Raw genomic sequence first — 14,064 nt, forward strand, 5'->3', positions numbered from 1 at the left:
AGAGGACAAAGCACTTTTGCAGCGTTACGATATTATCAGAATGATCGGTAAAGGGGGTATGGGAGAGGTTTATTTAGCCTATGATCCCGTTTGCTCTCGTAAGGTTGCTCTTAAGAGGATCCGTGAGGATCTTTCTGATAATGAGTTGTTAAAAAAACGTTTCCTCAGAGAAGCTAAGATTGCTGCTGATCTTGTCCATCCGGGGGTTGTCCCCGTTTTTACGATTTGTAGTGATAGTGATCCTGTTTATTACACAATGCCTTACATAGAGGGATACACTCTTAAGAGTTTGCTAAAGAGTGTATGGCAATGCGATTCCCTTCCTAAGGATCTTGCTGAACAAACATCAGTAGGAACTTTTCTCTCAATTTTTCATAAGATTTGTTCTACTGTAGAGTATGTACATTCTCGAGGCATCCTTCATCGAGATCTTAAGCCTGATAATATTTTGCTTGGGCTTTTTAGTGAGGTAGTTATTTTAGATTGGGGAGCTGCATTATCTAAAGAAATGGAGGAAGACTTCCTTTTGGATATCGATATCCCCATTGAGGGATCGTTGTTTTCCAATATGACTATCCCTGGTAAGATCGTAGGGACTCCTGATTATATGGCTCCTGAACGTTTGCGAGGTACTCCAGCTTCAGAAAGTACAGATATTTATGCTCTAGGAGTAATTCTCTATCAAATGCTGACATTATCTTTTCCTTATCGCAAGAAAAAGGGAGAGAAGATCAGCCTTCGTCATCAAATTAATTTTCCTGAAGAAATCGCTCCCCATCGAGAGATTCCTCCTTTTCTTTCTCAAGTAGTCATGAGAGCTTTAGCAGCAGATCCTAAAGTGCGATATCGTTCTGTAAGTGCTTTGAAAGCAGATATAGAACAGCATTTACAAGGAAGTCCCGAATGGACTCCTAAGATTGTTTTGCATACTCAAGATGCAGAGTGTTGGAAGTTTCATGAACCTATTTTATTATCTAAGTATTTTCCAATGCTGAAGGTATCGCCAGCTTTATGGTATGGCCTAGCAATTTCCAAAATAGAAAGTTTTTCTGAAGTCCGTCTGGAGTATACATTATTACGGAAGGGATTAGAAGAAGGCTTCGGTATTTTACTTCCTCCTTCTGAAGATGTGGATCACGGCGATTTTTACCATGGTTATGGTTTTTGGCTACACATTAAGGAAAATGTATTATCTGTATCTTTGGTGAAAAATGGCTTAGAGATACAAAAAACCTCCCGACATATAGATGGAAATAAGGACAAGTTTTTCATAGCTTTTGAAAAGCAGAATCACCGTTTATCATTAATTATCGATAATATCGTGTGTATGATTCATATGGATTACCTTCCTGCGCGGGGAGGACGTATTGGAGTGATCATTCAAGATGTTGCTGATGTTTGTGGAAATATTGTTGTTTTAGAAAGTAGTGGATCTTTACAAGTCAGTTGTTTAGCAGTTCCCGATGCCTTTCTTAATGAAAAGTTATACGATCGTGCAATTACATTTTATCGTAGGATTGTTGAGTCTTTCCCAGGACGTAAGGAAGGGTATGAAGCACAATTTCGTATAGGAATTGCTTTATTGGAAAAAGCTTCTGAAAGCAACGATACTGAAGGATTCACTCAAGCTCTTGAAGAGTTTTCCACTTTACATAATAGTGTTGCAGCTCCTTTAGAATATCTTGGGAAAGCCCTAGTATATCAAAGATTAGGGGAGTATAACGAAGAGATTAAAAGTTTATTATTAGCTTTAAAGCGCTATTGTCAACGTCCAGAAATCTCTCGTGTTCGCGATCATGTTGTCTATCGGTTACATGAAGTTTTATATAGCAATCATCGCATCTCTTTAGTCTTTATGCTTCTTGCTCTTCATGTCGCTCCCGAATCTATAAATTCTTCTGAGGAAGAGCACTTCCTTCAGAATCTACATGGGAAAATTCAAGATACTCTATTTTGCAATCTAGACATTTCTCCTATAGATTTCCGTTCTTCTAAAATGGAATTGCTATTGAGCTATTGGTCAGGATTTACATCATTTCTTCCCGGGTTATTTCAAAGATCTTGGGATTTAAAAGATTATCGTGCCCTTGCAGATATTTTTTATACGGCTGCAGATTCAGGGAATAGAGAGTTTATTGAAATATACTCAGAAGTTTTACGTGAGAATATTCAGGAAACGACGTTCACTGGAGAAATCGTGGAAATTCTCCCTGATCAGCTTTTATATTTCCTTTCAGGATTACAGCTTATCTCTCTTCACGAGTCTACAGAAAAGGTTTTTGACCATATTGAGAATTTAGATCCTGTTTTGATTCTGTATTTATTTGATTTGTTTGCTAAAGACGCTTTGATTTGTGGTAGAGGTGAAGAGATTCTCAAGGCTATTGCCTTGGTAGAAAAGTATATTTCTCCTCAGCAGCGATATGAGTATCTCTTGCCCTATGAGGTGCTTGCTTATTTGTGGATGAAAGACGGAGATAAAGTTTATGATCTCTTATCTAATTATGACGAATCTTTATGGATAGACGATAATAGCCATGCTTTCGTTCTTTATGGTTATTGGTTGGCACTTGCTGAGGATAGTTCCTTAGCTTATCTACATCTTTCAGGATGTCGAGAAGATTCTGTATATCCACGAGCTTTAATTGGAGTATTTTGTAGCCCATTAGGTATTTGTGAAGAGCAGCTGAGTTATCAAGAACGTCGGCAGCTCCTTTTACAGAAATTTATCTTTTTCCATTGTTTAGGAAATAGTGAAGAACGTGATAATTGTCGTATTGCTTACGATCTTCTCTCTATAGAGCGTCCTTTATAATTCACGTATGTATGTTTTTAATACCGACTTTTTACAAGTCGCTATATCTTTAGGTCGTCCGGAAAAGAGCACCTTGCCTCCGTATTTTCCAGATCCTGGTCCAAGTTCTATAATATAATCGGCATGTTTTAATAAATTTATGTCGTGGTCAACATAGATAATAGAATGTCCTTGGGATATTAGCGTGCGAAATAGCTTTTGCAGTTGGCATTTCTTATTTATATCTAAGGAAGTAGCTATTTCATCTAGAAGAAATAGCGTAGGTTCTTTAGGAGGTAAGTGGAGGAACCGAGCAATTTTTACAGAGATTTTCTCACTTAGTGATAGCGAAGAGAGATTTTGTCCTAACGGAAGATAGCCAAGCCCGGAATGTAGAAGAGCTTGTAAAGGTGCTTGGATTTTTTGAAGAAAAGGAAAGATAGTTATAACCTCTTCAATAGGGGTTTGTAAGAGCTTCCCGAAGTGTTTCCCTTCATAAACAACTTCTTGAGATAGAGGTTGAATGCGATATCCTGAACATGTAGGACATGAGCGTTTTTCTAAAGCATAAAAAGCTCTATCTATTAGGTGATATCCTAAACCTAGGCAATCTGAACATTGTCCCTGTTTTGTATTTGTACTAAGCATACTTGCTGTAATATTCAAGGCTTTTGCTTGTGTGAGCGAGGCATAAAAGTTTCTTAGGGACGGAGCAATATCAAAATAGGTGCTGATATCTGATCGTTGTGAAGAAACTAGAGGATGAGAATCTAAGAATACTACATTTAAGAAATGCTCATTCCCAGTAGCTATAAGTTTTTGTGCTTGTTTATAAAAACCTTCCGTTAGTAATGAGGTTTTCCCAGATCCTGATACCCCAGCGATCGCAACGAGACTATGCAGAGGCGCTTGTACATGAAGATTAGAAATATTGTGAATCGAGAGATGTACGTCTAAATTTTCTTTAAAGAGAACTTCTTTATGATCAGAATCTTCTATAGATGAAGGTGGTTGGATTGTTAGATACCCTCCTTGAGGTCCTGATCCTGGCCCCAAATCTATGGTATGATCCGCGTAAAGTTTTAATAGATTATTACGGTCTGTAGCAATAACAGTGTTATTGTTAGTGACGAGTTCTTTGAGCAATTTGATTAATGTTGGAATGTCTTGAGGATGTAGGCCTGATAGGGGATCTTCAAGAAGATAAACGATATCTGTAAGATTTGTAGAGATTTTCTTTGCAAGATGTAGGCGGTAATGCTCGCCATCACTTAGAGTATCCTGTTGTTGCCCTAAAGTAATGTAGCTCAATCCTACCTTATCAATGAAAGTTAAGCGGTTTTGTAAGTCTTGAATGATAGGTTGTGCTTGATCATCATGAATAGTCATTAAAAGATCTTTGAGGAAGCTGGTGTCTTCCAGATAGATATCTATGAGAGAAGTTTTCCCTATACGCACCTGCTGCGCATAGGTATGGATTCCCCATCCTGAGCATGCTGAGCATGTGTCGGATACGATTAAAGGATGTAAAAGAGGACATGAGGGAACAAGATTAAATTGTTCCATGAGAATTCTTTCTAGTCCTCCATGTTTTTGAGTGCCCTGAAATAATTTTTCCTGGGTAGGGGTATCAAGATCTTTAATTTGCGTAGATGAGGAAATCTTCAATTCTTTAATAAGATCAACCACACGTTTGGGAGAGTTATCAGGGAAAAATAACCTAAAGAGCTCTGTGGGGGAGTAGTTAAGAATTTTATCTTTATGTTTCGTTAAAGAGAGTTTTAAGATATTTCCTGACCCACAACATTGCTGACATTGTCCTTCAACATGTTCTCGGGATAAGAGTTTGCGTGTGATATTTGGATAACTGTTTCCTAAGGAATCCTGCCAACCTAGAGTGTAGGATAGAGAGTATTTTATTTTCCCACGATCGTGAATATGTAATCGTATTGTTGGCGATAATGAGAAAGCTAAAGTTAGTGACGATAACAAAGAGGATTCATGATTCCTGGAAATTTTCGTATGTTGGATAACGATTGCCGGATTTTCTAAAATTTCTGGAAGACGTTCTTCAAGATCATAAATTTCATTATTAGCAAATAGCTTTAAATACCCCTCTTTTTTCTTCATTTCCAAGGCAATACCTAGGTCTTCTTCAGGAGATATGGGTGCCGTTATTGTTGCGTAAGAATTTTCATACTTTTGGAAAAGTCTATCTACAATTGTTTGAGGAGTGATTTTTTCAAGGAGCTCACCCGTTAATGGGCAATGAGGCTTTCCTAGAAGAGCAAAGAGTTTCTCAAGACCATTGGTAATGTCCAAAGATGACGCTAATGAATGTCTTGAGTTTTTTCGTATTCCCGTTTTTTTTATTGCAACAACTGGCGATAACCCTCGAACGCTTTCTACTTGTGGTAGAGGGGTTTTCTTAATAAGAGCTTGACGAACGTAATAAGGAAATAACTCGGCATAAGCAATATTTCCTGCAGCATAAAGAATATCAAAGACCAAAGAATGTTTCCCCGAGGCTGAAGGCCCTGAAATTGCTGTCAGAGCATTGCGAGTAAGAGTCATATCAATGTGTTTGAGATTATGATGGTAGGCGTCTTGAATAGAAATATCTTTGAGAAGATGTCTATTTTGAGATTTTTCAGTTAGTTTGGGAAGAGCCTTGGTCTTTTTAAAATATGGTTCCAGAGCTTTTGCTGTAGGTGTATTCAGGGAAATCAGTTCTTCAGGGGTGCATGAGGCTAAAAGATACCCACCGAGATTTCCTCCTTCAGGACCAAGTTCAATAACATAATCAGCAATCTTCACAATATGCATATTGTGTTCTATGATTACTACAGTATGTCCTTGTTGAGTAAGAGACTGGAGAACATGGATAAGAGCATGAATGTCGTGAGTATGCAATCCTGTTGTCGGCTCATCAAGAATATAAAGTGTGGATTTTTTAGAAGGAGCGAGTAGCTCATAGGTAAGTTTTAATCTTTGGATTTCTCCTCCTGATAGGCTTGATAAGGATCTCCCTAAAGGGAGATGATCAAGACCTAAAGAGCATAATGCATGAATTTTTTCATGAATATGAGGAGTAGACATGAAAAATTTCTCAGCTTCATATGCTGTCATTTCTAAGATGTCAGCGATATTCTTTCCTTGATAGTTTACTTCTAAGATTTGAGATTGAAATCGTTTTCCGTGACAGAGTGGACAGGGAACCTGGGTATGATCATCAAGGATTATAGAGCCTAGACCTTGACATTCTGTGCAAGCTCCTAAAGAAAGATTAAAACTAAAATGGCCTTTTGTTAATCCCAAGCGTTTACTTTTAGGTTGTTGGGAAAATAACTCCCGAAGCTCATCAAAAGCTTTAATATACGTTAGTGGAATAGAACGTTGCGAACGACCTGGAAGATCACGAGTAATATGTACAACACGTTCTATGACACCCCCTTCTATATGTAAGTGGGAGTCTATATCTCCTTGAATAAAGCGTTCTATAGCGGGAACTAATGTATCATTAATTAAAGAAGATTTCCCTGATCCTGAAACTCCCGTCACTGCGGTTATTCTCTCTAGAGGTAGAGAAATAGTGACGTTTTTTAAATTATTTGTCGTGGCATCAGAAAGTGTAAGCGTCGCCTTTGCTTTAGGGAGTCTTTGGGGAATGTCTATAGTGAGTTCATGACGCAGATAGTTTGCTGTTAATGAATCTCCAGTTTTTAAAAAATCTTTAGGTGATCCATTAAATAATACTTCACCTCCGAAGATCCCTGCTCGTGGTCCGATATCGATAATACGATCAGCAAAAGATATCATCTGCTCATCATGCTCAACAAGAAGAATGGTATTTCCCTGATCGCGTAATTTTTGAATTACTTGAATCAGTTTATGAGTGTCGCGAGGATGTAGGCCTATCGATGGTTCATCAAGAATATAGGTGATTCCTGATAGCTCAGCTCCTAAATGCTTAGCCAAAGCAGTGCGTTCTTGCTCTCCTCCTGATAATGTTGCTAATGTTCTTTCTGGAGTGAGGTAGGAAAGTCCTAGGTTAATCAATGTGGAAAGACGGTTGTTTAGACCATCTAGTACTTCGCGAACAGAATTTGATGTAGTCGTTATAGAAGATGTGAAAGAAAAAAACTCATCAAGGGGCATTTTCTGAAATTCTAGGAAAGTCTTTCCTTGCCATAGGGCTGCAGAGGCATATTCTCCGATTCCAGTTCCTTGACATGTAGGACAGGGTGTTGCTGTTGTCCCTTCGGGAATATATTTTGAGGGTTTTGCTCCATAACGGACTTTCTCTCCAATATCATTAAGGACGCCTCTCCAAAGTTTATGAGATAAAGATTTTTTTCCTAATGTAGGATCAAAAAGACGTACAGGAAGAATAAGATGTTTTTGACCATAGAGGAAAGCGTTCTGGATAGAGTCAGGAAGATCTTTCCATGGAGTGTCTAAACTAAAATCCAAAGTGTCTGCGAGAGATTGATAAAGAGCATGATAGAAATAAGTAGAACAATTTCCTGCTAACTTACAGCAATTTTCCCGAATAGATAAGTCATTTTGAATGAGAGAAGGATCTTTAATAGTGATATAGATTCCTGATCCCTGGCACTTAGTACAACGGTCTTCAAGATTATGAGGAGAAAATAACTGTGGTGTTAATGGTGTATATGTCTGTTGGGTTTCAGGAATATGTATCTGAGTCGAAAAGGTTTCTTCATATGTCTCGGTATGTACAGAACAATGCCCTTGCCCTAGATCAAGAGCAGAAAATAAACTGACTTTCATCCTTGCATTGTTACTTTCATTTTTAATGAAAGAATCAATAACAATAGCTATAGGGGTATCTTCAGTAAGAGGAGAAGAAAGAAAGGGATAAATAGAAGAAATGACATTATTTATACGGATTTTTGTATATCCCTGTCGCACACATTCTTGAATAGATTTTATGCTTCTATCTATCAGAGGAGTGAGAATTGTTATCTGTGTTCCATCAGGGATAGCGGCAAGTGTAGCAAGAATCTTTTCCTTACTTTGTAAATGCAGGATTTGTTTTGTGCGAGGATCCCTAGCCTCTCCATCCAGGGAGAATAATAAAGCCAGATGTTGGGAAAGTTCTGTGGTGCTCCCAACAGTCGCGTGCACATGATAGGCGAAATGATTTTGTTTAACGGCAATAGTCGGAGATAACCCCTGGATTTTTTCCACGGTAGGATCAGGTAGAGAAGATAAGGTTGTAGCAAAGAATGAGGGCAAAGTAGCTATATACCGTTTTCTTCCTGCCGCATAAATGGTATCAAAGGCTAATGAAGATTTCCCAGATCCTGATACCCCGGTAAGTAAGACAATCTCTCCGGGGAGAAATTCTATGGAGATGTTTTTCAGATTTCTAACTGTAATACCAGAAATACGAACAGGCAGGCTGGGCATAGATCTCACAATAATTTAGGAAATAAGGAGAGATGTTCTACACGAATAATTATAACTACGTAGGAAACTAGTTTGATTCACTTTTAACTTTATAGAAAGAAAAAAAAGCAAACTACTCATTTCCGAGGATTAAGCAATAAGTATAAGCTATGTTTTCCATAAAATAGTATAATGTTAGGTATTTCAACATACAAATTAAGATCGAATCATGTATCTTATCATGTGTAGCGAAGTATGTCAGATATGGCGAAGTCTTTTAAATTATTTTTGTATTAAGAGATCAATGTTAGCTATAGGGTAAATAAGTTTTTGATTGGTTTGAGAAATTAGGGAAGTATGATCGCAAGAACGAAAATCATTTGTACTATAGGTCCAGCAACAAACACTCCAGAAATGCTTGAAAAGCTTTTAGATGCGGGTATGAATGTTGCCAGATTGAATTTTAGTCATGGTACTCATGAAAGTCATGGAGAGACAATTCGTCTTCTTAAGGAATTGCGGGAGAAGAAAGGTGCTCCGTTAGCGATTATGTTAGATACCAAAGGTCCAGAAATTCGTTTAGGGCAGATTTCTACACCAATCAAGGTCTCTCGAGGTCAGAAAATTACCTTAACAGGAAAAGAGGTTGAAGGATCTGCCGAAGGTGGAATTACTCTACATCCTCAATGTGTTTTTCCTTATGTGCGTGAAGGCGCTGATGTCTTGATAGATGATGGGTATATTCAAGCTGTTGTGACGTCTGTTAGTGATGATCATTTAGAATTAGAATTTATCAATTCTGGAGAATTGAAATCGCATAAATCTTTGAGTATAAGAGAAATTGATTTAGCCCTTCCTTTTATGACGGATAAGGATATCAATGATCTTAAATTTGGGGTTGCCCAAGGTGTTGATGTTATTGCGGCTTCTTTTGTTCGTTATGCTGAGGATATCGAAAGCATGCGCAAGTGCTTAGGAGATGCTGGACGTCCAGATATGCCAATTATTGCTAAGATAGAAAATCGTTTAGGAGTAGAGAATTTCTCGCAAATTGCTAAAGTTTCGGACGGGATTATGATTGCTCGTGGAGATTTAGGAATCGAGCTTTCTGTTGTTGAAGTCCCTAGTCTACAGAAGTTCATGGCGAAAGTATCTCGTGAAACGGGACGTTTTTGCATTACTGCTACGCAAATGTTAGAATCTATGATTCGCAATGTTTTACCTACACGTGCTGAAGTTTCTGATATTGCCAATGCTATTTATGATGGCACTTCTGCAGTAATGTTATCAGGAGAAACAGCTTCAGGAAGTTATCCTGTGGCAGCTGTAAAAATTATGCGTTCTGTAATTCAAGAGACAGAAAAAAATCTCAATTATATTTCCTTCTTAGAGCTTAATGATAGTGAATGCGCAGTTAAAGTATCTCCTTATCTTCAATCTATAGGTTTATCAGGAATTCAAATTGCTGAGAAGGCCGATGCTAAGGCTATTATCGTTTATACAGAATCGGGAGGATCTCCGATTTTCCTTTCTAAATATCGTCCACGTTTCCCGATTATTGCTGTCACTCCAAATCTATCTGTGTATTATAGACTTGCTTTAGAGTGGGGAGTGTATCCTATGCTTACACAAGAGTCCGATCGTACAGTATGGAGACATCAGGCCTGTGTATATGGAATCGAACAAGGAATTTTATCAAATTATGATAAGATTTTAGTTTTGAGTCGTGGTGCTCAGATGAAGGATACCAATAACCTTACATTGACAACGGTAAATGATATCATCACAGCATCAGCTAAATAAGTTGATGCTCTAATTTTATGCAGTAGTCACGAAACGATTTCTTGCTTTAAAACATCCGGCAGAAAGTGAAGCTGTAACAAGTGCTATTACTAGTAGGATCGGTGTGAGAATATACTTGCTGATTCCCCATAGAGTATCAGGAACGTGAATAGTGCCTGCACATATTAATGAGAAAACGACAATCGCTGCTATTGCTAATATTGCAAATGCTAATGCTGAAATTAATGCAAGAATACGCTTGTTTTTCTGAGAGTCTTGACAAAAGCACACACAGTTAAGAGTACATTCAAATGTAGATCCTAAACATCCTGTTAAGCACATAAAATTCTTCTAATTTAAAAATTATAAAGAGCATTTTCTCTTAAATTAAGAAAAAAATCAAAAAAATTCTTTTCTGTTCTATTCAGATTTTTTTGAGAATTTACTTAATGCTGTAATTAAAGATGCTTGAGGATGGGATAATTTTTTCTCTAGTGCTTTTCTTGTGAACAGAACTGAAGAGCCTGTTGTTTTGAAATGTTTATGTAATGCTGTTGGAAGTCCCGCGAGATCAAAAACAGCAGGGAAACTATTAGGCAAAGCCTGTAGAGCTTCAGGAGATGAGAATTCTTTTATGGTGTATTGGTGAGGATAATCTGCACATATCTTTTCATTGGATGGATTTTCTAAAGCTAAGGTTAATCGAGCTCCTGAATAAAGATCAGCGAGATCAGTAAGAAATATCTTATAGTTTTTAAGTTCTGCATAATTAGCAATAACGAGAATATCGCTATAAGCATGTTTCTTTTTCAGATTGCTGAAGAGCTTTCGTTTCCATCTTTTATGCATCCACATCCATTGTTCCGGTTCATGGGCGATACCTTTTTCTAAGAATCCCATGAGATTGTTCATAAGTGAAGAGGTTGCTTCTTTAATGGGTAAAGACTTATCGGCGTAAAATTTCTTACTAGGAACAATTTTGTATCCATTTTTGTTGCGAAATACCGATACGGCCATTACGGGTTTTCCTGTTTTATAGGCAAGTAGTGCTGGAGATGTTGTTGTAAAAGCCTCATTTCCAAATAACGGATAGGCGTACGAGGATATGAGTAATGCTTGATCTCCGACTATACCAATAACATGCCCCTGTTGTAGGGCTTGAAGTGCAGAATGTATCCCTTGTTTTGGGGAAACAATTTTCCCTTTAAAAGTCTCTCTTAGAGAAAAAATTTTTTTATTTAATCGAGTATTTTTTATCGGTTTTGCAAAGGCTAGACCAGGATAATCTCGGGTAATATAAAGAAAAGGAAGTTCCCAATTTGCCTGATGACCACAAAATAAAATAATTCCCTCGTTTTCACTTAATTTAGAAAATGTATCTTCTAATTCTTTTTGTGTAAGGACTTCGTTACTAGAGAACCCCTCAGGATGAGTTTCTGCGGTTGCTATGGAAATCAAACTATCTAGATTTCCGATCAGCCCTTCTACTGCTAAGAGTTCTAAAACAGTGATCATGACATGTTGTATAGAATGCTTAGCAATGCGTTTTCTTTCTTTAAAAGTCTTATTAGGAAAAGCAAGAGCCAAATTTGTAAGTGCTGTTTTCCTGTAATCAGAGATTGTATAGAAGATGATAGTTCCTAAAGCTCTCCCAAAACGACAAAGGAGAGAATGGGGAATATATTTAAAAATCCCGATAAACGTTATTCCTAAATAATAAACAAAGAAATCTATAACAGTTTGTTTTGCGCGACGTATGTTCTTTAACATAATTTAGGATCCCTAATCTATACATTATAATAGGAGATTGGGAACAAATGGGTACTATTTTTCTTTGTTTGTGATAGATTGCACTCTTTCGTAGTTGAATGAGTTATTATCATCGACACTGTAGTAGCTTCGATAATTCTTCCGACTGTTTTTATAATTTTTATATTATTAATCACACACACTTCTATTTGTGAATATCTAATACATAGATCTAATGCTCTACCATTCTTTTTTATGTAGCTTGGAGGTTTCTGTAGGTTTTGAACGAATAATCACTTTGTTGTGAGAAATCTCTGCAGAAAGATTTAGGGGAGATCCATCTTTCCCAAATAGAGAAAGTTTCCTTAAATATTCACGAAATCGATGACGTATTCCAGTTTCATCAATTAAAGCGAAGTCATGGAGAATTCCATGTTCTTGAGCCATGATAGCTTGAACAAAGGTATCTTCAAGAGTCTTTTCATCTATAAATTCTACAGCCCAATTTACAGAATTATTCCCGTGTGGCGGAGCCATGACAATAGCTAAAGCGATATTATTTTTAACAACATCTAAGAAAAGCTTACTGACATCTTTCGCATATAGAGGAATATCTATTTGGTAGATACCTTGATTAAGAATAATAGGATGGGAAGGTTCTAAAGTATAAGCCTGAGGATTGAAGGTGTTACTATATTTTACAGGGAAGAAAAGTAAAACAGGAAGATTGAGATTTAAAGGAATAAATTCCTGTTTTAAAAAGAGTAAGCGTAAGAAATCTGCTTGAGGGTCGTTTAGATTTTCATAGGTATTCGTGTTGCCAAAAGGTATAAGAATTTTTTTCCATTCTTCAGGAATAGGGAAGATAATCTCATCGTGATTCCCTTGAGCTATACGATTTCTTTCTAACTCCTCGAAAGACACCTTATTCAAATTAAAGGTAAGCTCTAATCCCTGTTCCTTAAGGGCATTTACATATTCTTTAGGACCACTAACTTTTTGGATAAGATATTTAGGCCAAACATCTAAATATTCGTAGCCTTTAGGAGGACTTCCCACAGGAGTTGTGATTGTTACTGTGATGTCTTCAGTAACATATTGCGTCAAACGAATAAAAATATCATCAGCGGAAACGCTTTGAATATCTCTACGGATATTTGTTTCACCGTCAAGACTAACAAGATTGTACTTATCAATAGCAGCTATCCAACTTTCCGTATGTCCTGTAGCACTAATAACGACTTCTAGATTTGTAGGACGAAGATCGTGGACAGTATTTTTATTCCCTGTGATGGTTAACGAAACTTTTTTATCTAATAGGCCATTGCTTTGTAATCCTAAGACTGTTTGATCAGTATCAAGATCGATAATGCGTACGGGAACATTATTCAAGGTGCGGGTAATAGTTACCGTCTGTCCGACGAGGACCCAAATGATGATGGCAAACCCTAGAGATACTACTTTTCTCAGCCAATTGCGCATGAAAAAACGAGAAAGAAAATCGATCATTTTTTCCAAATCCATGAGCTAAAGGGTTTGCGTTTTTGTTCTTTCAGAGTGAGGATACTTCTCAATACTGCTTTGAATCTGTCCATCTTCACCCCGCGAGTCAAAATCCCATCGCGAGATAACGATACATAGCCATTTTCTTCAGATACAATGATGATCAATGCATCAGTACGTTGGCTTGCTCCTAAAGCTGCACGGTGACGTGTTCCCATGGAACGTGATAATTGTGTAGTATCATGAGCTAAGGGGAGAACAACTCGGGCATAGGCTATGGTTTCTGCTCTAAGAACTACGGCCCCATCGTGAAGGGGAGAAGAAGGTTCAAAAATTGTTTCCAAAAGTTCTTCTGAAAAATCTGCATTAATTTTTACTGAAGAGAAGCTTAAAAATTCATCAAAGGAATCTTTATTTTCAAGAACGACAAGAGCTCCAACCTGTCTCTCTGACATCTGATAGATGCATGAGGTAAGGTGTTCAATAAATTGGTCCTGTAAATCAATAACAAACTTTCTTCCATGAAATCGCACACGCGATAGGGCTAGCCGTATCTCTGGTTGGAAAATAATGAAAACAACGATAGCAGCTACATTAACGACGTGTAACATCAGTCGTCGGATTATAGGAAAGTGTAGCTTATCTGCTAAGACAAATAGAAACAGGAAGGCAAGCAAGCCGAAGACAACGTCCATGGCTCGAGTTCCCCAAAAGAACTTCAGAAGATAATTTAATACTACCCAAATCAGAATAATTTCTAACAAGGGCGTTGTATAGTAAGTAATATCTATGGGCATAGCTTTACTAGTTTCCTAGAATAG

Annotated in this window: 7 protein-coding genes; 2 read left to right on the forward strand and 5 right to left on the reverse strand. The window is 37.4% G+C overall.

Going from position 1 to position 14,064, the window contains the following annotated elements:
- The first annotated feature begins 16 nt into the window (after positions 1-16).
- Positions 17-2,815, forward strand: coding sequence for a serine/threonine-protein kinase PknD (gene pknD / locus O6937_RS05080; RefSeq protein ID WP_332390560.1), 2,799 nt, complete (start codon positions 17-19; stop codon positions 2,813-2,815).
- On the opposite strand, the gene uvrA is transcribed toward pknD, so the two are convergent.
- Complete coding sequence (uvrA, locus tag O6937_RS05085; protein ID WP_332390561.1) at positions 2,810-8,230, reverse strand: excinuclease ABC subunit UvrA; 5,421 nt, start codon at positions 8,228-8,230, stop codon at positions 2,810-2,812. The genes pknD and uvrA overlap by 6 nt on opposite strands.
- A gap of 336 nt (positions 8,231-8,566) precedes the next feature.
- On the opposite strand from uvrA, the gene pyk reads away from it, so the two are divergent.
- Entirely contained in the window at positions 8,567-10,012 is a 1,446-nt protein-coding gene (gene pyk, locus O6937_RS05090; RefSeq protein ID WP_332390562.1) for a pyruvate kinase, read from the forward strand.
- Between the two features lie 15 nt (positions 10,013-10,027).
- On the opposite strand, the gene O6937_RS05095 is transcribed toward pyk, so the two are convergent.
- The 4 genes from O6937_RS05095 to cdaA all read right to left on the reverse strand — a co-directional run bounded on the left by O6937_RS05095 (position 10,028) and on the right by cdaA (position 14,040).
- Positions 10,028-10,333 carry a hypothetical protein gene (locus O6937_RS05095; RefSeq protein WP_332390563.1) on the reverse strand — a complete coding sequence of 102 codons (306 nt, stop codon included), beginning with the start codon at positions 10,331-10,333 and terminating at the stop codon, positions 10,028-10,030.
- A gap of 78 nt (positions 10,334-10,411) precedes the next feature.
- Complete coding sequence (locus O6937_RS05100) at positions 10,412-11,761, reverse strand: LpxL/LpxP family acyltransferase (protein ID WP_332390564.1); 1,350 nt, start codon at positions 11,759-11,761, stop codon at positions 10,412-10,414.
- A gap of 219 nt (positions 11,762-11,980) precedes the next feature.
- A complete protein-coding gene (locus O6937_RS05105) occupies positions 11,981-13,264 on the reverse strand; it encodes a CdaR family protein (protein WP_332390565.1) in 1,284 nt (427 codons plus the stop codon).
- Positions 13,246-14,040 carry a diadenylate cyclase CdaA gene (cdaA, locus tag O6937_RS05110; RefSeq protein WP_213241201.1) on the reverse strand — a complete coding sequence of 265 codons (795 nt, stop codon included), beginning with the start codon at positions 14,038-14,040 and terminating at the stop codon, positions 13,246-13,248. Before cdaA ends, O6937_RS05105 begins: the two co-directional genes overlap by 19 nt.
- Between the last annotated feature and the right edge of the window lie 24 nt (positions 14,041-14,064).

The organism is Chlamydia sp. 04-14 (assembly GCF_036632095.1).
Taxonomy (GTDB): Bacteria; Chlamydiota; Chlamydiia; order Chlamydiales; family Chlamydiaceae; genus Chlamydia.

Excerpts from the sequence above, each read along its gene's own strand:
- O6937_RS05095 (WP_332390563.1), bottom strand. The coding sequence starts at position 10,333 with ATGTGCTTAACAGGATGTTTAGGATCTACATTTGAATGTACTCTTAAC.
- uvrA (WP_332390561.1), bottom strand. The coding sequence starts at position 8,230 with ATGCCCAGCCTGCCTGTTCGTATTTCTGGTATTACAGTTAGAAATCTG.
- O6937_RS05100 (WP_332390564.1), bottom strand. The coding sequence starts at position 11,761 with ATGTTAAAGAACATACGTCGCGCAAAACAAACTGTTATAGATTTCTTT.
- O6937_RS05105 (WP_332390565.1), bottom strand. The coding sequence starts at position 13,264 with ATGGATTTGGAAAAAATGATCGATTTTCTTTCTCGTTTTTTCATGCGC.
- cdaA (WP_213241201.1), bottom strand. The coding sequence starts at position 14,040 with ATGCCCATAGATATTACTTACTATACAACGCCCTTGTTAGAAATTATT.
- pyk (WP_332390562.1), top strand. The coding sequence starts at position 8,567 with ATGATCGCAAGAACGAAAATCATTTGTACTATAGGTCCAGCAACAAAC.